The organism is Sphingomonas sp. RS6 (genome assembly GCF_054489705.1).
Genome location: NZ_JBTMWM010000003.1, coordinates 46071 through 70285, shown reverse-complemented (window position 1 = coordinate 70285; position 24215 = coordinate 46071). Strand labels below are relative to the sequence as shown.

Genomic DNA, 24215 nt, shown 5'->3' with positions numbered 1-24215 from the left:
GTAACGGGTTTTCCCTCCTACAAGGGAGGGGAAATTTCCGGAACGCCGATGCCCGTCACTATCCGTCCTGCAGTCGTAGCCGACCTTCCGGCGATCCACCCCGTGATCGAACGCGCCTATCGCGGCGAAACCGCCCGCCAGGGCTGGACGCATGAGGCCGACTTGATCGCGGGGCCGCGCACCGACCTCGAAACGCTGACCGCGATCGTCGAGGATGCCGCGCAGGTGCTGCTCGGCGCCTGGGAGGACGGCACGGCGATCGGCTGCGTCAACGTCGCGAAACGCGGCGGAGGTACTGCCTATCTGGGTCTGCTGTGCATCGAGCCGCTCCGCCAGGCGGGCGGGCTCGGCCGCCAGTTGATAGCGGCCGCCGAGGTGCACGCCCGCGACGTGTTCGACTGCACCCGCATCGAGATGATGGTGATCGAGGAACGCCGCAAGCTGATCGACTATTATGTGCGCCGCGACTATGCCGAAACCGGCGAGCGCCGCGACTTCCCGCTTCCGCTCGTGCCTCCGCTGTTCATGACGGTGCTGGCCAAGACGCTCGTCTAGTTCCGCAAAGGCCCTAATACCGCCAATGCATGGTGAGTGAACCTTGGGTCGCGAGCGGTTCTCCGTGCTCACCCACAGGTGGTCGGAATCGCGCACGCTGAGCCAGGAGGCGGCACGTGCGCGTGGCCGTTTCCGCGTTGTTACCGGGTGCAAAGGCACAGCTGGTCAGTCGCCCCTCATGGCCAATGTCGAAGGTTAGATCGACATCGCTGTCGCCGCGCTCTTGGGTTACGGCCCGGTAATCATCGTCCGTCATCCAGGAGCCGGGGCTGCCAAGAGGCATAGCGCCGCCAAACTGGCTTTTCAGCAGGATCACTCGGTTCTCGGGGTTCCAGCGCGCGGTCAACTCTCCTCGCTCGCAACCGGCATTCCTTTCGCATTGTACGCCGGCACGTAGCGGGCGCGTTGCTCGACGAGTGCGCATGACAGGCGAGCAAGGGCTGCTGGGGCAGTCGCGTACAGAGGCTTGCAGGCTTGTACCGTCGCGAAAATGGGACAACTAGACGGGCATGCCCGCAACCGCGAAAATCTGTGGCCTGTCCACGCCCGAAACGCTCGATCCCGCTGTTGACAGGGGGGCGAGCCATATCGGCTTCGTCTTCTTCCCGCCCAGCCCGCGCCACCTGAGTTTCGACAAGGCGGAGGGGCTAGCCGCGCGGGTGCCCGGCTATATCGCGCGAGTCGGGGTGTTCGTCGATCCGGATGACGGCCTGCTGGATGCCGCCATTGCCGCCGGTCGGCTGGACGTGATCCAGCTCCACAAGGTGACCCCCGAGCGCGCCGCCGCGGTCAAGGCGCGCACCCGCCTCGAAATTTGGGCGGCGCTGGCGGTGAAGACCCGCGCCGATCTCGCGCCCGCTGCCGCCTTCCGCGGTGCCGCCGACCGCCTCCTCTACGATGCCAAGGCGCCCGAGGGCGCCAGGGTGCCCGGCGGCACCGGCCTGCGCTTCGACTGGAAGCTGCTCGACGGATTCGCGCACCCCCTGCCCTGGGTCCTTTCCGGCGGGCTGGATGCGGGCAATGTCGGCGAGGCGATCCGCTTCACCGGTGCCCGTCTGGTGGATGTCTCTTCGGGCATCGAGGCCGCACCGGGCGTCAAGGATGTGGACAAGATCGCAGCATTCCTTAAAGCCGTGGCCCGATCATGAGCACACCCAACTCCTTCCGCGCCCAGCCCGACGAACGCGGGCATTTCGGCCAGTTCGGCGGACGCTTTGTCGCCGAGACGCTGATGCCGCTGATCCTCGACCTGGAGCGCGAGTACGAAGCCGCCAAGGCGGATCCCGCCTTCCAGGCCGAGTTCGACGACCTGCTCGAACATTATGTCGGCCGCCCCAGCCCGCTTTACCATGCGGAGCGGCTGACCGAGGCGCTTCGCGAGAACGCGCCCGAGGGCATGGGCGCGGAGGTCTGGTTCAAGCGCGACGAGCTCAATCACACCGGCGCGCACAAGATCAACAACTGCATCGGCCAGATCCTGCTCGCGATGCGGATGGGCAAGACGCGGATCATCGCCGAAACCGGCGCGGGCCAGCACGGCGTGGCCACCGCCACCGTCTGCGCGCGCTTCGGCCTGCCTTGCGTGATCTATATGGGTGCTACCGACGTGGCGCGGCAGCAGCCCAATGTGTTCCGCATGAAGCTGCTCGGCGCCGAAGTGGTGCCGGTCACCTCGGGCGCAGCGACGCTCAAGGATGCGATGAACGAGGGCCTGCGCGACTGGGTCGCGAACGTCCACGACACCTTCTACATCATCGGCACCGCCGCCGGCCCGCACCCCTATCCGGAGCTGGTCCGTGACTTCCAGTCGGTCATCGGCCGCGAGGCGCGCGCACAGATGCTGGCACGCACCGGCAAGCTGCCCGACCTGCTGGTCGCCGCGATCGGCGGCGGATCGAACGCGATCGGCCTGTTCCACCCGTTCCTCGACGATGCCGAGGTTAAGATGCTCGGCGTCGAGGCGGCCGGCGAAGGGCTCGACAAGCGCCATGCCGCCAGCCTTGCCGGCGGCGCGCCGGGCATTCTCCACGGCAACCGCACCTATCTGCTGCAGGACGAGGACGGCCAGATCACCGAGGCGCATTCGATCTCGGCGGGTCTCGACTATCCGGGCATCGGGCCGGAACACGCCTGGCTGCGCGACATCGGCCGCGTCGACTATACCGCGGTGACCGACACCGAGGCGCTCGACGCCTTCCAGCTGCTCTGCCGCACCGAGGGGATCATCCCCGCGCTCGAGCCGAGCCATGCCATTGCCGCGGTGGCCAAGGTCGCCCGCACCATGCCGCGCGACAAGGTGATCCTCGCCAACCTCTGCGGTCGCGGCGACAAGGATATCTTCACCGTCGCCGACGCGCTGGGAGTGCAGATGTGACCCGGCTCGCCAACGCCTTTGCCCGCGCCGCCGACCAGGGCCGCGCCGCGCTGGTGACCTTCGTCACCGCCGGCGACCCCACGCCCGGCGCCACCGCTGCGATCCTCGACGCGCTCGTCGCGGGTGGCGCCGACGTGATCGAGCTCGGCATGCCGTTCACCGATCCGATGGCCGACGGCCCGGCGATCCAGGCGGCGAACCTGCGCAGCCTCGCCGCCGGTACCACCACGGCGGACGTGCTCGCCATCGCCACCGCGTTCCGCGCGCGCCATCCGGAGGTGCCGCTGGTACTCATGGGCTATGCCAACCCGATGACGCGCCGCGGTCCCGAGTGGTTCGCGAACGCCGCACGCGATGCTGGTGCCGACGGCGTGATCTGCGTCGACATTCCGGCGGAGGAAGACGACAGCCTCGGCGAAGCGCTGCGCGCCGCCGACGTCGCCAATATCCGCCTCGCCACCCCCACCACCGATGTCGCCCGGCTGCCGGCGGTGCTGGCGGGTGCCTCCGGGTTCCTCTACTATGTCTCGGTCGCCGGGATCACCGGGTTGCAGCAGGCGGCCACCGCCTCGGTCGAGGCAGCGGTCGCCCGCCTCAAGGCCGCGACTGATCTGCCGATCGCGGTGGGCTTCGGCGTCCGCACCCCCGAACAGGCCGCCGCGATCGGCCGCATTGCTGACGGCGTGGTCGTCGGATCGGCAATCGTCGAGCTGGTCGGCTACCACGGCGCCAATGCGGCGGCACCCGTCCGTGCCTATATCGAAACATTGAAGACGGCGCTGGTCGCCGCACGCAAGGAAATCGCATGAGCTGGATTTCGCGCGTCCGTAACGCGCTCGCCTATGTCACCACCCGCGGGGAAGAGAGCCCCGACAATCTCTGGCACAAGTGCAAGGGATGCGGGCAGATGGTGTTCATGAAGGAGTTCGAGGCGAACCTGAACGTTTGCCCGCACTGCAACCATCATGATCGGATTGGCGCCGCCAAGCGTTTCGAGCATATCTTCGATTCGGGCAGCTTCAAGTTGCTGCCCAGCCCCAAGGTGGCCGAGGATCCGCTGAAGTTCCGCGACTCCAAACCCTACCCGGCGCGGCTGAAGGCGGCGCGGGCGAGCACCGGCGAGCAGGACGCTTTCCAGAACGCCAGCGGCACGATCCACGGCCACAAGGCGGTGATCGGCGTGCAGGATTTCGCCTTCATGGGCGGATCGATGGGCCAGGCCGTGGGCGAGGCGTTCATCGCCGGCGTGGAAGCGGCGATCGCGGCCCGCGCGCCCTATACCGTCTTCACCGCCTCGGGCGGCGCGCGCATGCAGGAGGGCATTCTCAGCCTGATGCAGATGCCACGCACCACCGTGGCGATCGAGATGCTGCATGATGCAGGCCTGCCCTATATCGTCGTCCTGACCGATCCGACCTCGGGCGGCGTGATGGCGGCCTATGCGATGCTGGGCGATGTCCAGATCGCCGAGCCGGGCGCGACCCTCGCCTTCACCGGCCGCCGCGTGATCGAGAACACGATCCGCGAGAAGCTGCCCGACGATTTTCAGACCAGCGAATATTATCGCGACCACGGGCTGGTCGACATGGTGACGCACCGCAAGGAACTGCGCGACACGCTTGGCCAGTTGATCGGCCTGCTGTGTGAGGCGCGCGCGGCGGCGTAAGTTCGACCTTCTTAGCCCCTCCCCTTCAGGGGAGGAGTTGGGGTGGGGCTGTGCCTCGCAGAGACCAACAAGCGTTCTGGAATCCCTCCACCCCCAACCCCTCCTCCAAGGAGGGGGGGCTTAAGCAAGCGCGACATGCCTGACTTCGCTCGCTCCACCGATCCGGCCGTCCAGGCCCAGCTCGACCGGCTGACCCTGCTCTCCCCCGGCGCCGACATCCTCGGCCTCGATCGCATCACCCGCCTGCTGGAGCGGGTCGGCAATCCGCATCTCCGCCTGCCGCCGGTACTCCACGTCGCCGGCACCAACGGCAAGGGATCGACCTGCGCCTTCCTCCGCGCCGCGCTGGAGGCGGCGGGCTTGCGCGTGCATGTCTATTCGAGCCCGCACCTCGTCCGCTTCAACGAACGCATCAGGCTCGCGGGCCGGTTGATCGACGATGCCGTGCTCGCCCCGCTGCTCGCCGAAGTGCTGGATGCCGGCGGCGATATCGGCGCGAGCTTCTTTGAAGTCACGACCGCCGCCGCCTTCCTCGCCTTCGCCCGCACGCCTGCCGATGCCTGCGTGATCGAAGTGGGCCTGGGCGGTCGGCTGGACGCCACCAACGTCATTCCCGCGCCGATCGTCACGGGCATCGCCCAGCTCGGCATCGATCATCAGGCATTTCTTGGCGACACCCTTCCCCAAATCGCCGGGGAGAAGGCGGGCATCGCCAAGCCCGGCGTACCGATGGTGACGATGCGCTACGAGCCGGAGATCGCCAACGTGATCTCCCGCACCGGCGCCCCAATCCTTGCGCAGGGCACCGCCTGGGACATTGCGGAGGAAGGCGGGCGCCTGGTCTATCGCGACGGCCAGGGCAGCATCGAAATGCCCATGCCAAGCATGGCCGGGCCGCACCAGCCGGGCAATCTGGGCCTCGCGGTAGCGATGCTGCGCCATCAGAAAGCGCTCGCCATCCCGAACGCGGCGTTCGCCACAGCCGCCACCGAAACAACCTGGCCGGCACGAATGCAGCGGCTGCAAGCAGGACCATTGGCGGCGATGGCCCCGGCCGCGGCGACGATCTGGCTCGACGGCGGTCACAACCCTGCCGCCGGCGCGGCAATTGCGGGTACGCTTGCCGCGTTGAGCGACGCGCCGGCGCCTTCTTGCCACCTCGTGATCGGCATGCTCGCCAACAAGGATCCCACGGGGCTGCTGCAACCGCTGGTGCCGCAGCTGGCAAGCGTCACGGCGTTGCCGGTGCCCGGACACGACCACCACGCCCCCGCCGCGCTCGCGGCACTGGCCGAGTCCCTGGGCGTTCGGACGACGGCCATGGCGGCGGACGTGCCCGCGGCATTGCGCGGCATCGCCGATCGAACGCCGAATGCATCGACGATCCTGATCCTCGGTTCGCTCTACCTTGCGGGGACGGTACTGGAGGCCAACCGGCAGCTGCCCGACTGACCCCGGCAACCATCGATCATATTGCGATTGACTATCAATAGCGGATACGCATGATGCTCCCATCACTGCTCGGGAGAATCGAATTGACCGTGTCCGCTCAGAGCTTGGCAACCGCCCTTCCCGCGCTGCAGCCGGAAGACGCGGGCGCGCGGCTGTTGCTGTTCGCGATCCGCCAGACGGGGGCGCACGGACTCAGCGATGCCAGCACCGCGCACGCATTCGTCGTCGCGTTCGGCAAACATTTCCGCCGGCCGCTCGTGCTGGTGCGGGCGCTGATGCAGGAAATGTCGGCCATGGCGGGCGGGCCGGTTCAGATCGCACCCTGGTGCTGCCCGCGGATGACCGCACCGGAGGCGGCGCTGCTCGACGCGCTCGGCAAGGTTCGCACGAACCCGATGGGCGCGCAGTTGCTGCTCGCCGATCTGCTGTCGGTGCGCGATGCGAGCGGGCTGTTGCCGACCGCCCATGCACTGGCCGAAACCTTCGCGCAGCTGATGCTGCCGCTCGAAGGCTAGGATTGCCCCCCCTGGCGGGCGTCGCCCTCGCCGAGCTTTCCCGCGCTGCCGATCGAGCGGTCGACCAATCCGGTCCGCATCATCCACCAGTAAATCGCGACTCCAGGTAGCGCGATGACGGTGGTGAACAGATAGAAGTCGACATAGCCCATCGCCTTGATCAGCGCGCCGGCGGTCGTGCCGGTGATGAAGCGCCCGACGATGCTCGCCCCGGCTGAAATCAACGCATATTGTGCCGCCGTGAACCGCAGGTCGGTGAGCGCCGAGAAATAGGCGATCACCACCACGCCGCCAAAGCCGCTGGCAATATTCTCGAATCCGATCGCGGCGGCCATGCCCGCATTGGAATGGCCGACCGCTGCCAGCCCCGCAAAGCTGAGGTTCGACACCGCCATCAGGATCAGGCTGAGCATCACCGATCGCTTCATTCCCATCCGCGCATAGAGCACCCCGCCGATGAACACGCCGATCATATAGGCAAGGAAGCCGAGGGAGACGTCGAAAAAGGCGATCTCGTCATTGGTAAAGCCGAGATCGTTGAACAACAGGCGAAAGGTGAGATTGGCGAGGGTGTCGCCGATCTTGTGGACGAAGATGAAAAGAAGGACGATCAGCGCGCCTTCGCGGGCGAAGAACTGCACGAACGGGCGCCAGATCGATGCCGCCACGGTCGCGAGGCTGCGTCGCTCGGCAGCGGCGCGGCGCCGTTCGGGCTCGCCGACGATTAGCCCCGTCGCGATCGCCGGGAGCGCGAACAGCGCACAGGCGATATAGGCAACCTCCCAACCGATCCGGGCGGCGATGACCAGCGCGAGAGCGCCCGCCCCCGCCGATCCGATCCGCCAGCCATATTGCGACATGCCCGACCCATAGCCGAGCTGACGCGGCTCCAGGATCTCGATCCGGTAGCCGTCGATGACGATGTCGTAGGTGGCGCCCGCCGCGCCCATCAGCACCGCCGCGACGACCATCGGCAGGATATTGGCCGGATCGGGCTCGATCAACGCCAGGTTGGCGGTCGCCGCGATCACGAGCCCGCCAGCGACGATCAACCACGAGACACGCTGGCCGAGCCGTCCGAGCAGCGGGATCGGCACGCTGTCGACGACCCACGCCCAGATGAACTTGAAGTTGTAGACCAGAATCGCGAGCGTGAAGGCGGTGACGGTGCTCTTGTCGATCCCGCTCTGCGCGAGACGGGTGGTGAGCGTCGCGCCGATCATCGCGAACGGGAAGCCGGAGGAAAGCCCGAGCGCGAAGGCGGCGAGCGGCCCACGCTCGAAATAGGGCCGAACGGCCTCGGGCAATTCGCCGCGCCATTCGGGGCCTGCCGCAGCGCGACCGGCGAAGAACGCAACCACCAGCGCAAGGACGGCGGGCGCCACACCCCAGCCGAGCATCGGCACGCCACCAGCAAGCGACTTGGGCGGCGCGAAGACGACGAACAGCGTCGCCAGCATCAAAAGCACGGCGCCGACCAGGGCACCGGCGACGATCAGGCTCCCACCCCCGCGGCCCCGCCACGCGACGCTGAGGCCCAGCGATGCCGCAAGCGCAAGCAACCCGAGGACGAACGTCATCGAAGGCGCAAGCACCGCGCCGCCAGGCCCCTGCCAGCCTAAAACGATCGAATAGCCGTGAACCACCGCGGTACCGCTGTCCGGCAGGGCAATCGTCAGCCACGGCAGGGCCAGCGCGGCGAGCGCGACGGCGATGGCGAACTGACCGATGAGATAGAGGGCGCGCGCCGGGCGGTCGGGATGCATTCGTACATGTTCCTTCGGCATTGGCGCGGAAACTAGCTGAAAATCGGCGCGAGGATAGCCGCGAACGACGCGCAGCACGCAGGATTCTCGCGGTGGCCCGCGCTCCCTTTCGCATGTAAGGCCATCGCGGGTTGCGCGGTCGGGCCAGGGCGTGCCGGACATACGCCGGATCGGGGCAACGATCGCGGGTGCGGAAATATGCGGAAGGGTCTCGTTCAGCTGCGGCCGCTATAGTGAGGGCAACGCAAAAGGAGACGATCGAATGCGCAGGACCGCGAGCCACAGCAAAGCCGCCAAACCCCAGATGTCGGCGGGCGAAATGATGGCGCAGCTTGCCACACTCGCCGCGGTCTTCAGCTGGATCGGCGTCGTGGTGATGCTGCTCTGGCGCTAGGGCGCGTTCAGCGACCGACGAACAGGCTGAAGCTCGAGGGAAGCCGGCGCGGCAGTGCCGTGCCATCGAGCGCCGCCTCGATCGCGTCGATCGCTGCCAGCAGGTCCCTTTGCTGATACGGCTTTGACAGGCAGCCGGCGGCGTATATCCGGGCTTCATCGGGAAAATTGCCGGTGACGAACAGCACGGGCACCCCCCGTGCGGTCGCCGTTCGCGCCACCTCGATCCCGCTGCCGTCGGCGAGGTTGATGTCAGCGAGAACAAGATCGAGCTCGTCCTCACCGTCTAGCACCCGGCTCGCATCGATGATCGAATCGACGGTAGCGACGATCTGAAAGCCCGATTCGCGCAGAAAATGCTCGGTATCGAATGCGACCAGCGGCTCGTCTTCGACCACCAGCACCTGTTCGATCCGTCGCTTCTTCCTGCCGAACAACATCAATTCCAAATCCATCTCGATTGCGCGTCATCCCATGAACGCGTAAAGGCGCCTGCGGTAGCGCATAATTTTTTGCCCCCCGCGCCAATCCCGCTATAGCGCCCGGGTGTCGACCACCAAGCCTCCCAAATCCGATGCCGATGGGCAGCGTATCGCCAAGCTGCTCGCCCGCGCCGGCGTCGCATCGCGCCGCGAGATCGAACGCATGATCGCCGAGGGGCGCATCGCGCTGAACGGCGTCGCGCTCGATACGCCCGCGACGATCCTGAAATCGCTGCACGGGATCACGGTCGATGGCAAGCCGGTTGCCGAGCCCGCCCCCGCACGTCTGTTTCGCTATCACAAATCCGCCGGTCTGCTGACCGCCGAGCGCGACTTCAGCGGCCGCCCGACCATTTATGATCGCATGCCCGAAGGCTTGCCCCGGGTGATGCCGGTCGGCCGGCTCGACCTCAATACCGAAGGTCTGTTGCTCCTGACGACCGATGGCGAACTGAAGCGCCAGCTCGAACTGCCGGCAAGCGGCGTGGAGCGCAGCTATCGGGCCAGGGCCTATGGACCTGTGACCCAAGAGCAGCTCGAGGATCTGATGCTCGGCGTCGAGATCGACGGCGTGCGATACGGGCCGATCAACGCGAACATCGAACGCCGCACCGGCGCGAACCTGTGGATCGAGCTGACGCTGACCGAGGGCAAGAACCGCGAAGTGCGGCGCGTGCTGGAGTATCTCGGACTCGAGGTCAGCCGCCTGATCCGCACCCGCTATGGCCCCTTCTATCTGGGCGACCTGCCTGTCGGTGATGTCGACGAGATCCGGAGGACGGACCTGATCACCTTCCGCACGGTGTTGTCGAAGCCAGGTGGCGGCAAGGCGGCGTCAAACCTGCAATTCGCGGTGCGGCAGCGCGTCGAGGCGCTCAAGCCAAAGCCGACGCCGGTGGTCGAGCCAGAGGGTCGACGCCGCATCGCCAAGCCTGTCGCCCCCCCGAAAAAACCCTCCTTCACGCCGCGCAATACGCCGAAGCCGGGCTCGACCGGCGACGATCGGGCACCCGCAGCCGGCAACCGGACAAGCGCCGATCGGCGGCCGCGCCGCGGCGGCGACGCCGAGGCGCTTCGCCCCATACGCAAGACGATTCGCGACGGGCGGCCGGCGAACCGATCGGATGCGGCTACCGATCGCCCGGCGAGGTCACGGCCCCCACGTGGTGGCGAGGGCGAAGCACGGCCGTCGCGGACCGGTACGCTCGGTCTGCGCGAACAAACGGCGCGTGACAGCGAGTTTACCGATCGCGCCGGCGCCAAGCCGCGCCGGACAGGACCGATGCGCGATGGTGGCAAAACCGCATCGTCTCGCAGGCAGCGACCGGCACCGGGCGGGGATCGCCCCGGCGGGCCGCGCAAGCCCCGGCCGGGTGGCGGCCGCCCGCCGCGGGGGCGTGGCTGATGCGAATCATTGCCGGCGAGTGGCGCGGGCGGCTGCTGGTCGCGCCGAAGGGCGATACCACGCGGCCGACCGCCGATCGCACGCGCGAGGCATTGTTTTCGATGCTGGCGTCGCGGCTCGGCAGTTTCGAGGATCTCGCCGTCGGCGATCTGTTCGCCGGCTCGGGCGCGCTGGGCCTTGAGGCGCTGTCGCGCGGCGCGGCATCCTGCCTGTTCGTCGAGCAGGATCGCGCGGCGCTCGATACGCTGAAGGCGAATGTCGCGGCGCTGGGCGCCAAGGGTGCCGACATCCGGCCGAGCTCGGTGCTCGCGCTCGGTCCTGCGCGGGCGCCGCTCGACCTGATCCTGATGGACCCACCCTATGGCAGCGGTGCGGGCGCCGTCGCGCTCGACAAGCTGGCACGGCTCGGTTGGGTGGGGCCGGCGACCTGGATAAGCATCGAGACAGGCCGGGACGAGATGGTTTCGGTGGCGGGCTTCACCGTCGACGCCGATCGCGTCCACGGCAAGGCACGGCTTACCCTGCTTCGCGCCGACTGAGCGACCAGCGCGTCATCATCAGGCCGCCGAGGCTGAGCAGCGCTGCGGCAGCGAGATACCAGCCAACCATGCCGATCCCGCCGCGCCCCACCAGCGTCTCGGCGATCAGTGGCGTCAGCCCGCCGCCCAGGATACCGCCGAGGTTGAACGTCACGGAGACGCCCGTGTAGCGAACCTGGGCCGGGAACAGGCTCGGCAGCCAGCCGCCGAGCGGCCCGTAAACGAAACCCATCACGAACAGTGCGGCGGCGAGCCAGACGAACACCGCCGGGAGGGAGCCGGGGATCAGCAGCCAGGGCATGGCGATGCCGAGCGGCGCCATCGCCAGACAGCCGAGCGCCAGCACGCGCCCGGCGCCTACATGATCCGCCATCCATCCGGCCAGACCGATCCCGATCGCCATGAACAGGATCGCGGCAAGCTCGATCCCCAGAAACACCTCGCGGTCATAACCGAGCGTCTTCGTGCCGAAACCGATCGCGAACAGCGTCGCGACATAGAATAGCGCGAAGCACGCGACCGTGCCGAGCGTGCCCGCGAGCGTCGGGACCAGATGCCGCTGGACGAGTTCGCCGAACGGCACGGCGGGCGGCGGCGCATGTTCGGCGGCCTCGACGAACGCCGGCGTCTCGGCGATACGCAGCCGCACCCACAGCCCAAGCCCGACCAGCACCGCACTCGCGATGAACGGCAGGCGCCATCCCCAGTCGCGGAACTGGGCATCGTCGAGAAAGGCACCCAGCAGCAGGAACAGCCCGTTGGCCGCGATAAACCCCACCGGCGCCCCCAGCGGCGGGAAACTGCCATAGCGATAGCCCCAGCCCTTTGGCGCATATTCGACCGCCAACAGGCTCGCCCCACCCCATTCGCCGCCGAGGCCGAGGCCCTGTCCGAACCGCAACAGGCAAAGCAGCACCGGTGCGACCCAGCCGATCATCGCATGTGTCGGTAGGCAGCCGATCAACACGGTCGAAAGGCCCATCAGCATCAGCGATGCGACGAGCGTCGACTTGCGCCCGAGCCGGTCGCCGAAATGGCCGAACACCAGCCCGCCCAAAGGCCGCGCGAAAAAGGCGACGCTGAAGCTGGCATAGGCACCCACCTGTTGCAGCCACGGCTCCTGCGCCGGGAAAAACAGCGGGCCAAAGACGAGTGCAGTCGCGGTGGCGTAGATATAGAAATCGTAGAACTCGACCGAGGTGCCGACCAGGCTGGCGAACAGGATGCGCCGGTTTGAAACGGCGGCGGCGGCGTTGGTCATGGTCGATCCTCCCTGGCCCTCCCCTCGCCGCGGCTGGACCGCTGGTCAAGCGGCGTTCAGCATCGGGTCAGTTTTGCAAGGTTAACCCGACAAGGCACTCGCAACGCCGGATAAGAGGGAGACGGACATGCGCGATTCGCCAATCAAGCGATTGGTCTATGCGACCTTCTTCTCATTGATGGCCGGCGCGACGGTCGCCTGCTACAATCCCGTCGAGCACCTGAAGGCCGATCTGCATGCCGATACACAGGGTGTCGGCCAGAGCCTTCACCTGGCGCTGCACGAACTGAAGCGAACCGCGCCGGGCGTCTGACAGGAAAGGCGCGGGCAGTATCTTTGCCGCCCGCGCCACAATCTCCGTATCATCGATCAGTTGAGGCCGAACACCCGAACAGCCGTGAGCATCAACCAGTAAAGGCCCCCGGAAAGCGCCATTGCGGCCGGCAGCGTCAGAAGCCACGCCATCGCAAGGTTGCGGATCGTGCGCGACTGCAGGCCGGCACCACTCGCCACCGATGCGCCAGCGACGCCCGATGACAGAATGTGCGTGGTCGAAACCGGCAGGCCGAAATTGTCCGCCGCCAGGATCGTGCCGGCCGCGACGAGTTCGGCCGACGCGCCCATGCCATAGGTCATGTGCTGCTTGCCGATCTTCTCGCCCACGGTGACAACGATACGCTTCCAGCCGATCATCGTGCCGAGGCCGAGCGCCAGGGCAACGACGATCTTGACCCAGAGCGGGATGAAGCGCGTGCCCTCCTCAAGCGTCTTCTGATAGCGCTTGAGCTTGGCGATCTCGGCGGGCTTGAAGCTGTCGGGCTTCTTGATCGCCAGCTTGGTGGAGTCGAGCACCAGATACATGTCGTTGCGGACGTTCGACGTCGCTTCGGCAGGGACCTTGCTGAGCGAGCCATAGCTGGCGACCCGCTGGGTGAGGTCTTCGGAGAGGCTTTCGAGCGCCGCGAACACGGCCGGGCTGTCCGCCTTGCGCTGCTGCAATGCCTGAGTCAGCGTCGCTCGCGCACGATCGGTCGGCATCACGATGCCGCCACTGCGCGCGTCGAATGCCGCGGACGCGCTACGCGCCGTTTCGACGAACGCCGGGGTCGAACTCGCCGGCAGGGTGCGGTTGAGCGCATAGGCCGTCGGCGCGCAGCCTATCAGGATCAGCATGATCAGCCCCATGCCCTTCTGGCCGTCGTTCGAGCCGTGGCTGAACGACACCGCGGTGCAGGTGAACACCAGCAATGAGCGGATTCCCCACGGTGGGGGCGTGTTGCCTTCGGGCGTGCGGTAAAGCTTGGGATTGCGGACCAGCATCCGCATCACGAGCAGGAGCAGCAGTGCCGCGCCGAACCCGATCAGCGGCGCCATCCACAGGCCGGTCAGCACCTTCTGCGCCTGACTCCAGTCGACACCGGCTGTGCCGCCGCGCGAACCCGCCGAGATCAGCTGGTTGGCGAAACCGACGCCCAGCACCGATCCGATCAGCGTATGGCTGGAGGAATTGGGCAGGCCGATATACCAGGTACCGAGATTCCACAGCACCGCGGCAAGCAGCAGCGCGAAGATCATCGCGAAGCCCGAGGCCGAGCCGACGTTGAGGATCAGATCAACCGGCAGCAGCGTGATGATCGAATAGGCGACGGCGCCGCTCGACACCATCACGCCCAGGAAATTGAATACTCCGGACCACACGACCGCCAGATGGGCAGGCATCGAATTGGTGTAGATCACGGTCGCGACGGCATTGGCGGTATCGTGAAACCCGTTCACGAACTCGAAGCCGAGGGCGATCAGCAGCGCAAGGCCGAGAAAGGCGAAAACGCCGAATGCGAGTTCCTCGCCCACGCCGCGCGTATCGGTGAGAACGCTCCAGCCGGCGAAAGCCAGACCCCCTACGATGACGATCCCGAACAGCGCCTTGGCGATGGGATGCGTCTCGTAGTCGAAGCGGGGACTCCGTCCCGCAGGTGCGGGCGGGGCTTGTTCCATTGCGAGTGTCGCCATGATGAATGCGCCTCTGGGCGTAACTTGTGACAGGATGATGACGAGTCGATGACGGTCAGGCCATGACGGCTCAGCGGAGGCATTCGGTGCGGACGATCCGCACCAGCTTGCCAGTGGAATCACGCTGCTCCTCGCGCCCCGGCGTACATGCCATGTTCGCGCCCGACGGGTGGCTGCGCCACGCCACGACGGCAGCGACGATCGCCAGCGTGATGACAGCTGCGAGCCGGACCTTAAGCCGGCGGGAAAGGTTGCGGGGTGCCATAGAAACTCTGGCGCCGCCCATAAGCGGGGGCGCGGCATTAGGCAATCCGGCGCCGTCAGTTGCCGGTCGCGACGCCCTTCTCGAACCGGGACTCGCCGTCAGCCGCAACGCCCAGCGCCCCCGCCGGCGCGGGCGTCCCGTAAAAATATCCCTGCGCCTGCTCGCAACCGAGCGATCGCAACAGCTCGGCGGCGGCAGCCGTCTCGACGCCTTCGGCCGTCACCGGCATGCCCAGCGCCTTGCCGAGGCCGGCCACCGCCTTCACGATCTTCTGGCTCTCGGGCGAAGCCACCGTGCGGACGAACGACCCGTCGATCTTGAGATGATCGAAGTGCAGCAGACGCAGATGAGACAGGCTGGAATAGCCTTTGCCGAAATCGTCGAGCGCGATGCGGATGCCGGTGCGCCGGAGCGATTCGAACAGTTCGGCGACGGCCGGAATATCGTCGATGATTGCGTTCTCGGTCACCTCGATGATCAGGCGACCCGGCGGAAATCCGGTATCGGTGAGCACGGCGAGCAGGCGCACCGCGAGCCACGGATCGCGCAACTGCACCGGCGATATGTTGATCGACAGCGTCGCATCCGGCGCCCATTCGCGCGCCGCGATGCACCCGTCGCGCAGGATCCGCACCGACAGCATGTCGATCAGGCCCAGATCCTCGGCGACGGGGATGAACGTGTCCGGCGCGATTGTGCCCCGAACCGGGTGGTGCCACCGGGCGAGCGCCTCGAAGCCGAGCACGCGATCATCGGCCAGCGAAATCACCGGCTGGAAATAGGGGACGATCTCGCCATTCTCGATCGCGTCGCGCAGGTCGGCCTCGATCGCGGCACGGGTGCGGAGCCGCTCGTCCATGTCGCTGCGGAAGAAGTGATAGGTGCCCCGCCCGCTCCGCTTCGATTCGTACATCGCGACGTCCGCGGCGCGAAGCAGGTCCTCGGCCGAGCTCGCGTCGAGCGGGCTTCGGGCGATGCCAACCGAGGCGCCGATCTCGAGCCGGCGGTCGCCGATTCGGTACGGGGCGGAAAGCGACTGGATCACCCGCCCAGCCAGGCGGGCGGCGGCATCACTGCCATGTTCCTGGAGAACCGCCATGACGAACTCGTCGCCGCCCGTCCGGGCGACCAGTTCGCCCTTTGCGATCTGCGACAGGCGCGTCGCAACCTCGCCCAGCACGCGATCCCCCGTTTCGTGGCCGTACACGTCGTTGATCGGCTTGAAATGATCGAGGTCGATGCAAAGCAACGTGCACTGGCGCGCCGCCGCCTCGGCGGCAGCGACCAGCGTCGGCAGCGAATCCTGCAACACGCGACGATTGGCGAGGCCGGTGAGCGGGTCATGCCGCGCCAGCGACAGCGCACGCGCCTCTGCCGCCTCGCGGTTGGCCATTTCGCCGGCGAGTTCACCGGCACGTCGCAAGGCGATCGCGAATAAGGCGAAAGCGGAAAGCGAAAAGGTGAAGAAGATCTCGTCGACCGGCCATTTCCCGAATGACATCAGGAAAGCCACCACGGTTTCGAACGGGTGAACGATCGACGCCCAGCTCGCGAACAGAACGCCCCCGACTGTCACGATCGCGGCCTCGGCCCGCGTAACCACGTAAATTCGGCGTCTAGGCCAGCGACCGCGCATATCGTTCCACTCGCGACTCCTTGATCCTTTATAGACGCGGTTACCGGCGAACCGCCGCTGCAGGGTACGATGCGCGATCGCCGCCTTGCCCCGGCGGGCCCCGTTCCCTAGTTGTTCGCGGATGCCGACCCCGATCGAAACACCCGACGCCCCCTATCTGCACGGACTGAACGAGCCGCAGCGCGATGCCGTGCTGACCACTGACGGCCCCGTGCTGGTGCTGGCCGGCGCGGGCACGGGCAAGACAGCCGCGCTGACCGCAAGGCTGGCACATCTGTTGTGGACGCGGCGCGCCTACCCCTCGGAGATTCTGGCCGTCACCTTCACCAACCGCGCCGCCCGGGAAATGCGCGAGCGCGTCGGCAGGCTAGTCGGCGAGGCTGTCGAAGGCATGCCGTGGCTCGGCACCTTTCACGCGATCGGCGCAAAGATGCTGCGGCGGCATGCCGAGCTGGTCGGGCTGCAAAGCAACTTCACCATCCTCGATACCGACGACCAGTTGCGCCTGCTGAAGCAGTTGATCGTCGCCAATGATCTCGACGAGAAACGCTGGCCGGCGCGCCAGCTGGCGGGGCTGATCGATGGCTGGAAGAATCGCGGGCTCGTGCCTGCCGATCTCGATGGCGGGGAATCCGAGGCCTATGCCGCTGGCCGCGGACAATCGCTCTACGCACAGTATCAGGAACGGCTGCGGCTGCTGAACGCCTGCGACTTCGGCGACCTGCTGCTGCACATGCTGACCATCCTGAAAACCGACCGCGACGTTCTGGCGCAGTATCAGCAGCGCTTCCGTTACATCATGGTCGACGAATATCAGGATACCAACGCCGTCCAGTATCTGTGGCTTCGGCTGCTGGCGCAGGAACGCAAGAACATCTGCTGCGTGGGCGACGACGATCAGTCGATCTACAGCTGGCGCGGCGCGCAGGTGGAAAACATCCTGAAGTTCGAAAAGGACTTCCCCGGCGCGAAGGTGATCCGGCTCGAACAGAATTACCGCTCCACGCCGCACATTCTGGGCGCCGCATCGGGCGTGATCGCCAATAACGGCGGCCGGCTGGGCAAGACGCTGTGGACCGAGGTGGACGTCGGCGAAAAGGTCAAGGTTCTGGGCGTCTGGGACGGCCCGGAAGAGGCGCGCCGTGTCGGCGAGGAGATTGAGGGGCTGCAACGCGGCGGCCTGAGCCTTGAAGGCGCCGCGATTCTGGTGCGCGCACAGCACCAGACGCGCGAATTCGAAGACCGGTTCATCGCGATCGGCCTTCCCTATCGCATCATCGGCGGCTTCCGCTTCTACGAACGACAGGAAATCCGCGATGCGCTTGCCTATTTGCGGGTGGTGGCGCAGCCGGCAGACGACCTGGCGTTCGAGCGTATCGTCAACGTCCCCAAGCGCGGTCTGGGCGACAAGGCGCTCGCCAAGGTCCACCAGTTCGCCCGAGTGCAGGGCCTGCCGCTGACGGCCGCCGCCGCGCGCATCCTCGATACCGATGAACTTACGCCGCAGGCCCGACGATCGCTCGGCAACCTGATCGGCGACATGGCGCGCTGGCGGAGCATGGGCAACGACCTGCAACACCCGGATCTCGCGCGGATCATCCTCGACGAGAGCGGCTATACCGCGATGTGGCAGGCCGATCGCACCACCGAGGCCGCCGGCCGGCTCGAGAATCTGAACGAACTCGTTCGGGCGATGGAGGAATATGAGACGCTTTCGGCATTCCTCGAGCATGTCAGCCTCGTCATGGACAACGAGGCCTCGGCCGAGGAGCCGAAGGTGACGATCATGACGATCCACGCCGCCAAGGGGCTGGAGTTCGACACCGTTTTCCTCGCTGGCTGGGAGGAAGGAATCTTCCCGTCGCAGCGGGCGCTTGACGAAGGCGGGCTAGCAAGCCTCGAAGAGGAACGGCGCCTTGCCTATGTCGCGATCACCCGCGCCAGGCAGCGGGCGATTATCCTCCACGCGGCAAACCGGCGCATCTACGGCCAATGGACGTCGAGCCTGCCAAGCCGTTTCATCGGCGAGCTGCCGCCCGAGCATGTCGAGGCCGAAAGCACGATGAGCGGCGGCGAAAGCCTGTGGCGCGCGAACTGGAGCGAGCGGAGCGATCCGTTTGCCGATGTGTCCCGCGGCGCCGGCCGCGGACCGGGCTGGCAGCGCGCAGCCGGCGTCGATCCGAAGAACCCCGGCGGCGGCTTTACCGCCCGAACCTTCACCCGCGATCAGCCGCGCGTGCTGGAAAGCCGCGCGTCCGCCGTCAGTTTCGGCGCCAAGCCGCGCGACGATCTCGCAATCGGCATGCGCGTCTTCCACCAGAAGTTCGGCTATGGCACGATCGCGGAAATCGAAGGCAACAAGCTGGAGATCGAATTCGAACAGGCCGGCCGCAAGCGCGTGATGGACAGTTTCGTCAGCCTGGCGGAGTGATCGTGCGGCGCACGCCGGCTGCGGATCAGGCCTCGGGCTCGATGGCCATCAACGTAACGCCGGCATATTTGTCGAGTTCGGCATCGAACAGCGGGCTGATCTCGAACGCTCGGTCGAGCACCGCGACCTCGCGAAGGCCGTCCACCTTGAACGTCCCGATCTTGGGCTCGCGCGGCAGCATCCCTTCGCGCGAGACGACCAGCGCATCGGTGTAAAGCGACTCGTTGCGCGTATACAGGATATGCGGCGCGACGATCATGCGCGTGCGATTATAGGTCACCTGAAGGCAGCGCAGGCGCACAATGCCCTCCAGCACGAAGGGCGTGTTGTTGACGGGGGCTTCGGTCACGGTCTCACTAACGTTGACAGGACAAATCTAATACCAATGCTGCATAGCAGCAAAAACGTATCGTGCCAGCCATTGTGTCGTCCTCCCCAGCACCCGTCATTTCGCGCAGCTTCGTTCAGCCGGCCTTCACGCGCAAGCCCGGATGACGGGGTTCGTTCCGGCGACGGACCAATATCGATGATGAACAAGGAGATTTCGCATGAAGCCATTGATCGCCCTCGCCGTCGCGGCTGCCGGGCTGTCGGTCGCAACGCCGGCGCTTGCGCAGAACGGAGCCCGTTTCTCCACGCCCGAGCAGGAGCGCGCCCGTTTCGAGGCAGCTCGCGACCGCTTCGACCGTGAATACCGCATCTTCCAGCAGGCGGCATCGCGCTATGCCGAGTATAGCGACTGGATCGCGCACGCGCCGCCGCCGCGCGTCGATATCCGCGACGAAGGTGATTACGAACCGTCGCGCTATTATCGTCCGGGCAGCAGCGAAGTCGTGCTCGGCCCCAATGATCGCGTGTACCGCGGCCAGGACGGCCGTTATTACTGCAAGCGCCCCGACGGCACCACCGGGCTGATCGTCGGTGCGGCTGCCGGCGGCCTGTTCGGCAACGTCATCTCCAGCCGTCATTCGAGCACGGTCGGCACCCTGCTGGGGGCAATCGCCGGCGGCGCGATCGGCGCGTCGGTCGACAAGAACAACCAGCAGAACAATCAGGACGTTCGCTGCCGCTGACGCCTTGCTGCCCCGGGCGATTTTTTTGCCCGGGGCCACTTGCACGATCACGCGATCGCACCGATGTTGTTTGGGCGGGACCGGGCCCCTCTGGCGGCGGTCTTCCTTGCGAAGGCCCCGTGATGTCGGACCGCATCGAGTGCGCTCGGTGCTGGTTGACGACGTGTCTCCCCCGCACCCTCCGTGAACCGACATCGGGCCACTCGATCGATGCAATATCCATCGATGGAGGCTTGAATGAATACGCTTGTCGAACGGCTGATCGCGACCCACCACCGGCTGGAACGTGAAATCCGGCGCGAGTTGATGCGGCGGCTGCCCGACCAGTTTCGACTTTCGCAACTGAAGAAGCACAAGCTGGCGGTGAAGGATCGCCTGCACCTCTATTTGCCGGCGCCGGCCGCGCGGCTGGCGCTGGTGCGCTCGACACGCTGATCGGCGACCAGAGCCGGGGCGCCGCCGGGCCGACCGGTGGCGCCACGTTCGCGGCGGCCGGCAGGCGCATCGCCATCTCCGCGGTGAATGCAAGATCGCGCTGGGAACCTTGCATCGGCTGATGCAATAAGCGCCGATGCAATCCGACGGTCTGCCCACCCCCCGCCGCTTCGCCGCGATCGCGGCAATTTCGTTCGGCACCGCGCTCGTCGTCATCGACGGCGCGATCGCGACGGTCGCGCTGCCAACGATCGCCAGCGATCTGCACGTCGAATCGTCGTCGGCCGTGGCGATCGTCACGATCTACCAGCTGGTCCTGGTGATGCTGCTGCTCCCCTTTTCGGGGCTCGGGGCCAGGATCGGGCTCAAACGCCTGTATCAGGCCGGCCAGATCGTGTTCACCATCGCCACGGTGCTCTGTTTCTTTGCCGAAAGCCTGCCGTTCCTGCTGATCGTGCGAGCGGCGCAGGCGGCCGGCGCGGCGGCGGCGCTCAGCGTCTCTTCCGCGCTCGTCAGGCAGATCTATCCGAAGAACCAGCTCGGGCGTGGGCTCGGTGTCAACTCGGTTGTCGTTTCGGTCTCGGCGGCACTGGCGCCGACCTTGGGCGGGCTCGTCCTCGCCATCGCACCCTGGCCGTGGGTGTTCGCATCGGCGGTGCCGTTCGCGGTGATGAGCCTTTTGCTCGGACGCTCGCTGCCCGATTCGGATCGGAGCACCGAGCCGTTCGACGTGCTAGGCGCACTGCTCTGCGCGGCGATGTTCGGACTGGTGATCGGCGGACTCGAAAGCGCGGTTCATGGCGACAGCCCGGTGGTTTCTGCCGCCGTCGTGATTGCGGGCATTGCGGTCGGCATCCTGTTCGTCCGGCGCGAGCGCGGCGAGGCGCAGCCGATCCTGCCGATCGACCTGCTGGGGCGGCCGGTGCTGGCGCTTTCGACCATCGGCGCGCTCACGGCCTTCACCGCATCGATGACGCTGCTGCTGTCGCTGCCCTTCCGCCTCCAGCACGGCTATGGCTTCGCCCCATCCGAAGTCGGCGCGGTGATTGCGCCCTGGCCGCTGACGACAATGTTCGTCGCGCCGCTCGCGGGCACCCTGTCCGATCGCTATCCAGCAGGCGCGCTGGGCGGGATCGGCATGGCGTTGGCGATTGCAGGGCTAGTCTCCCTCGCGTTCCTCCCGGTGGCGCCGGACTGGTTCGACATCGCCTGGCGGATGTCGCTGACGGGCGCGGGGTTCGGCATGTTCTTGTCACCCAATGCACGCCTCATCATCGGATCCGCGCCGACCGAGCGCGCGGCCGCAGCGGGCGGCCTGATCTCCACCACCCGCATGGTCGGACAGACGACAGGCGCTACGCTGGCCGCGGCACTGCTGGCGTTCGGCACCGGCGGCGGCGCCACTCCACCGCTCGTCGCGGCTGGTCTGGCGCTGATCGCCGGCCTGTGCAGCGTCGCGCGGCTGCGGCCTTCGGGGCGCAACCCGGCGGTGCACGAGGCCGAGACGGTAGGCTGAGGCTTTAGCGCACCCAAGCGATTAGATGATTGCGGGCCTCGCCATCACGCGCCAAGAGCCGCGTCATGGCATCGCACCCCTTCGCCTTCGGCAATTTCCGCGCCTATTTCATCGCCCGTCTTTCCGCCACGCTCGGCCAGATGGCGATGGTGATCGTGATCGGCTGGCAGGTTTACGATCTGGCCCGCGCATCGATGACGATCAAGGAAGCCGCTTTCCAGCTCGGCATGATCGGCGTCGCCCAGTTCGTGCCGCTGCTGCTCCTGTCGCTGTTTACCGGCTGGGTCGCCGATCGGGTAGACCGGCGCTGGATCGCGCGCGGCGCCGTCGCGCTGGAGGCATTTTGCGCACTCAGCCTGGCGTGGCTCACCTTGCGCCAGACGATCGCCCTGCCACACCTGTTCGCAATCGCGGCGCTGCTGGGTGTGGCACGGGCCTTTGCCGGGCCGGCGCTGGGTGCGCTCGCGCCCAATCTCGTGCCGAAGGCGATCCTGCCAACTGCGATCGCGCTCAGTTCGCTCGCCTGGCAGGCGGGAACGGTGGTCGGGCCGGCAATGGGCGGCTATCTCTATGCCGCTGCGTCGTGGCTCGCCTATGCGGTGTCGGCCGGGCTGTTCCTGCTGTCGCTGCTGATGCTGTTCCTGATCGGCCCGGTGCCGCGGCCCGCGGCGAAGTTCAGCGGCAGCCCCTGGGCGCAGATGATCGACGGCCTCCACTATGTTCGCCGCAACCGGCTGGTGCTCGGCGCGATCTCGCTCGATCTGTTCGCCGTGCTGCTGGGCGGCGCGACCGCGATGCTGCCGGTCTATGCGCGGGACATCCTTCAGGTTGGCTCCGAAGGCCTGGGGCACCTTCGTGCCGCTCCTGCGTTGGGGGCTGTTGTGACCGCGTTGTTCTTTTCCTGGCGCCCGCTCAAGACCAATGTGGGCGTGAAGATGCTGTTCGCGGTCGCGCTATTCGGGCTCGCGACGGTCGTGTTCGGCGCCGCCGCGCCGATCATGGTGCCGCTGCTGGGGCCACAGGCCGTCGGGAGCGACCTTTCGCCCGCGGTCCTTATATCGCTGGCGGCACTGTTCGTGCTGGGGGCTGCCGACATGATCTCGGTCTATGTCCGCCAGTCCTTGATCCAGCTCTACACGCCGGATGAGATGCGCGGCCGCGTCGGCGCGGTGTCGACGCTGTTCGTATCCGGCTCGAACGAACTCGGCGAGGCCGAATCGGGCTTCCTCGCCGCGCTGATCGGGCCGGTCGCCGCAGTGGTCGGCGGCGGGATCGGCGCAATCCTTGTCACGGTGGCATGGGCGCGGCTATTTCCCGAGCTGCGGCGGGCGCGAACGTTCGATCCTCCGGCCACCCTGGAAATCCCTCCGAAGGAGATGACGACATGAAGGCCAATACGATCCTCGAAACGATCGGCAACACGCCGCACGTCCGGATCAACAAGCTGTTCCCCGGCGCCGAGGTCTGGATCAAGTCTGAACGATCGAACCCCGGCGGATCGATCAAGGATCGCATCGCGCTGGCGATGATCGAGGCGGCGGAGGCCGATGGCAGCCTGAAGCCCGGCGGCACGATCGTCGAACCGACCAGCGGCAATACCGGCGTCGGGCTGGCGATGGTCGCGGCGGTCAAGGGCTACAAGCTGATCCTGGTGATGCCCGAGTCGATGTCGATCGAGCGCCGCCGGCTCATGCTCGCTTATGGGGCGAGCTTCGACCTCACGCCGCGCGAAAAGGGGATGAAGGGCGCCATCGAACGCGCGATCGAGATCGTCGAGGCGACGCCAGGTGCTTGGATGCCGCAACAGTTCGAGAATCCCGCGAACATCGACGTCCATGTCCGCACCACGGCGCAGGAAATCCTCAACGATTTCCGCGACACCCCGATCGACGTCATCATCACGGGCGTGGGCACCGGCGGCCACATCACCGGTGTCGCCGAGGCACTGAAGAAGGAATGGCCCGATCTCAAGGTCTATGCGGTCGAGCCCGAGCTTTCACCGGTCATCTCGGGCGGCCAGCCCGGGCCGCACCCGATCCAGGGCATCGGCGCCGGGTTCGTTCCCCGCAACCTGCACACCCAGGCGATCGATGGCGTCGTCAAGGTCGATGCCGCCGTCGCCAAGGACATGGCCCGCCGCGCCGCCCGCGAAGAGGGCATGCTGGTCGGCATCTCGTCCGGCGCGACGCTGGCGGGCATCCTCCAGAAGCTGCCCGACCTGCCGGAGGGCAGCCGCGTGCTGGGCTTCAATTATGATACCGGCGAACGCTATCTGAGCGTCCCGGACTTCCTGCCCGAGAGCTGATGAACCGCCCGGCCGATGGCAACGCATCGGCCGGGCACCCGCCGCCCCGATTGGTGCCCCGTGGGTAGCCGCTATGCCCGCCTGTCGATCGAGAGTAACTGTGGCCGCCGTGCCCGCCGCCCGCCCTTTTTCCACC

Annotated in this window: 24 protein-coding genes; 17 read left to right on the top strand and 7 right to left on the bottom strand. The window is 66.8% G+C overall.

Annotated features, from left to right (window positions below; genetic code table 11):
• Positions 1-48: 48 nt before the first annotated feature.
• The 7 genes from ACX40Y_RS07550 to ACX40Y_RS07520 all read left to right on the top strand — a co-directional run bounded on the left by ACX40Y_RS07550 (position 49) and on the right by ACX40Y_RS07520 (position 6562).
• Positions 49-555: a GNAT family N-acetyltransferase gene (locus ACX40Y_RS07550; RefSeq protein ID WP_459118941.1), complete on the top strand. Its 507-nt coding sequence runs from the start codon at positions 49-51 to the stop codon at positions 553-555.
• Between the two features lie 509 nt (positions 556-1064).
• Positions 1065-1703, top strand: coding sequence for a phosphoribosylanthranilate isomerase (locus tag ACX40Y_RS07545; RefSeq protein WP_459118940.1), 639 nt, complete (start codon positions 1065-1067; stop codon positions 1701-1703).
• Positions 1700-2929, top strand: coding sequence for a tryptophan synthase subunit beta (trpB, locus tag ACX40Y_RS07540; protein WP_459118939.1), 1230 nt, complete (start codon positions 1700-1702; stop codon positions 2927-2929). Before ACX40Y_RS07545 ends, trpB begins: the two co-directional genes overlap by 4 nt.
• Complete coding sequence (trpA, locus tag ACX40Y_RS07535) at positions 2926-3738, top strand: tryptophan synthase subunit alpha (protein WP_459118938.1); 813 nt, start codon at positions 2926-2928, stop codon at positions 3736-3738. Before trpB ends, trpA begins: the two co-directional genes overlap by 4 nt.
• Positions 3735-4595, top strand: a complete 861-nt coding sequence (gene accD / locus ACX40Y_RS07530) for an acetyl-CoA carboxylase, carboxyltransferase subunit beta (protein WP_459118937.1) — start codon at positions 3735-3737, stop codon at positions 4593-4595. The genes trpA and accD overlap by 4 nt, the downstream gene beginning before the upstream one ends.
• A 135-nt stretch (positions 4596-4730) precedes the next feature.
• Positions 4731-6047 carry a bifunctional folylpolyglutamate synthase/dihydrofolate synthase gene (locus tag ACX40Y_RS07525; protein WP_459118936.1) on the top strand — a complete coding sequence of 439 codons (1317 nt, stop codon included), beginning with the start codon at positions 4731-4733 and terminating at the stop codon, positions 6045-6047.
• An 89-nt stretch (positions 6048-6136) separates the two neighbouring features.
• Positions 6137-6562, top strand: a complete 426-nt coding sequence (locus ACX40Y_RS07520) for a DUF6628 family protein (RefSeq protein ID WP_459119236.1) — start codon at positions 6137-6139, stop codon at positions 6560-6562.
• Here ACX40Y_RS07520 and ACX40Y_RS07515 read toward each other — a convergent pair.
• A complete protein-coding gene (locus ACX40Y_RS07515) occupies positions 6559-7962 on the bottom strand; it encodes an AmpG family muropeptide MFS transporter (RefSeq protein ID WP_459119235.1) in 1404 nt (467 codons plus the stop codon). The genes ACX40Y_RS07520 and ACX40Y_RS07515 overlap by 4 nt on opposite strands.
• A gap of 628 nt (positions 7963-8590) precedes the next feature.
• Between ACX40Y_RS07515 and ACX40Y_RS07510 the strand changes: the two genes are divergently transcribed.
• The gene (locus ACX40Y_RS07510; RefSeq protein WP_459118935.1) at positions 8591-8722 is read left to right on the top strand and encodes a hypothetical protein; all 132 of its coding nucleotides are present in this window, start codon (positions 8591-8593) and stop codon (positions 8720-8722) included.
• A 7-nt stretch (positions 8723-8729) separates the two neighbouring features.
• On the opposite strand, the gene ACX40Y_RS07505 is transcribed toward ACX40Y_RS07510, so the two are convergent.
• Positions 8730-9161, bottom strand: coding sequence for a response regulator (locus ACX40Y_RS07505; protein ID WP_459118934.1), 432 nt, complete (start codon positions 9159-9161; stop codon positions 8730-8732).
• Positions 9162-9267: 106 nt separating this feature from the next.
• Here ACX40Y_RS07505 and ACX40Y_RS07500 point away from each other — a divergent pair, with 106 nt between their 5' ends.
• Together ACX40Y_RS07500 and rsmD are read left to right on the top strand one after the other, a co-directional pair.
• Positions 9268-10608 (top strand): pseudouridine synthase, encoded by a 1341-nt coding sequence (locus ACX40Y_RS07500; protein WP_459118933.1) that lies wholly within the window; start codon positions 9268-9270, stop codon positions 10606-10608.
• Positions 10608-11147 carry a 16S rRNA (guanine(966)-N(2))-methyltransferase RsmD gene (gene rsmD, locus ACX40Y_RS07495; protein WP_459118932.1) on the top strand — a complete coding sequence of 180 codons (540 nt, stop codon included), beginning with the start codon at positions 10608-10610 and terminating at the stop codon, positions 11145-11147. The genes ACX40Y_RS07500 and rsmD overlap by 1 nt, the downstream gene beginning before the upstream one ends.
• Here the strand turns inward: rsmD and ACX40Y_RS07490 are convergent.
• Positions 11125-12408: an MFS transporter gene (locus ACX40Y_RS07490; protein ID WP_459118931.1), complete on the bottom strand. Its 1284-nt coding sequence runs from the start codon at positions 12406-12408 to the stop codon at positions 11125-11127. The genes rsmD and ACX40Y_RS07490 overlap by 23 nt on opposite strands.
• A 127-nt stretch (positions 12409-12535) precedes the next feature.
• Here ACX40Y_RS07490 and ACX40Y_RS07485 point away from each other — a divergent pair, with 127 nt between their 5' ends.
• On the top strand, positions 12536-12721 hold the full coding sequence (locus ACX40Y_RS07485; protein ID WP_459118930.1) for a hypothetical protein: 186 nt from the start codon (positions 12536-12538) through the stop codon (positions 12719-12721).
• 56 nt (positions 12722-12777) lie between these two features.
• Here the strand turns inward: ACX40Y_RS07485 and ACX40Y_RS07480 are convergent, their stop codons facing one another.
• The 3 genes from ACX40Y_RS07480 to ACX40Y_RS07470 all read right to left on the bottom strand — a co-directional run bounded on the left by ACX40Y_RS07480 (position 12778) and on the right by ACX40Y_RS07470 (position 16286).
• Positions 12778-14418: an inorganic phosphate transporter gene (locus tag ACX40Y_RS07480; RefSeq protein WP_459118929.1), complete on the bottom strand. Its 1641-nt coding sequence runs from the start codon at positions 14416-14418 to the stop codon at positions 12778-12780.
• 70 nt (positions 14419-14488) lie between these two features.
• Positions 14489-14683: a hypothetical protein gene (locus ACX40Y_RS07475; RefSeq protein WP_459118928.1), complete on the bottom strand. Its 195-nt coding sequence runs from the start codon at positions 14681-14683 to the stop codon at positions 14489-14491.
• Positions 14684-14738: 55 nt separating this feature from the next.
• Positions 14739-16286 carry a putative bifunctional diguanylate cyclase/phosphodiesterase gene (locus ACX40Y_RS07470; RefSeq protein ID WP_459118927.1) on the bottom strand — a complete coding sequence of 516 codons (1548 nt, stop codon included), beginning with the start codon at positions 16284-16286 and terminating at the stop codon, positions 14739-14741.
• A 154-nt stretch (positions 16287-16440) separates the two neighbouring features.
• Between ACX40Y_RS07470 and ACX40Y_RS07465 the strand changes: the two genes are divergently transcribed.
• Entirely contained in the window at positions 16441-18750 is a 2310-nt protein-coding gene (locus tag ACX40Y_RS07465) for an ATP-dependent helicase (protein ID WP_459118926.1), read from the top strand.
• A gap of 25 nt (positions 18751-18775) precedes the next feature.
• On the opposite strand, the gene ACX40Y_RS07460 is transcribed toward ACX40Y_RS07465, so the two are convergent.
• Positions 18776-19099 (bottom strand): hypothetical protein, encoded by a 324-nt coding sequence (locus ACX40Y_RS07460; protein ID WP_459118925.1) that lies wholly within the window; start codon positions 19097-19099, stop codon positions 18776-18778.
• Positions 19100-19298: 199 nt separating this feature from the next.
• Here ACX40Y_RS07460 and ACX40Y_RS07455 point away from each other — a divergent pair, with 199 nt between their 5' ends.
• The 5 genes from ACX40Y_RS07455 to cysK all read left to right on the top strand — a co-directional run bounded on the left by ACX40Y_RS07455 (position 19299) and on the right by cysK (position 24079).
• Positions 19299-19823: a glycine zipper 2TM domain-containing protein gene (locus tag ACX40Y_RS07455; protein WP_459118924.1), complete on the top strand. Its 525-nt coding sequence runs from the start codon at positions 19299-19301 to the stop codon at positions 19821-19823.
• Between the two features lie 237 nt (positions 19824-20060).
• Positions 20061-20258: a YdcH family protein gene (locus ACX40Y_RS07450; protein ID WP_459118923.1), complete on the top strand. Its 198-nt coding sequence runs from the start codon at positions 20061-20063 to the stop codon at positions 20256-20258.
• Between the two features lie 136 nt (positions 20259-20394).
• On the top strand, positions 20395-21774 hold the full coding sequence (locus ACX40Y_RS07445) for an MFS transporter (RefSeq protein ID WP_459118922.1): 1380 nt from the start codon (positions 20395-20397) through the stop codon (positions 21772-21774).
• Positions 21775-21839: 65 nt separating this feature from the next.
• Positions 21840-23162: an MFS transporter gene (locus ACX40Y_RS07440; protein ID WP_459118921.1), complete on the top strand. Its 1323-nt coding sequence runs from the start codon at positions 21840-21842 to the stop codon at positions 23160-23162.
• On the top strand, positions 23159-24079 hold the full coding sequence (gene cysK / locus ACX40Y_RS07435; RefSeq protein ID WP_459118920.1) for a cysteine synthase A: 921 nt from the start codon (positions 23159-23161) through the stop codon (positions 24077-24079). Before ACX40Y_RS07440 ends, cysK begins: the two co-directional genes overlap by 4 nt.
• Positions 24080-24215: the final 136 nt, after the last annotated feature.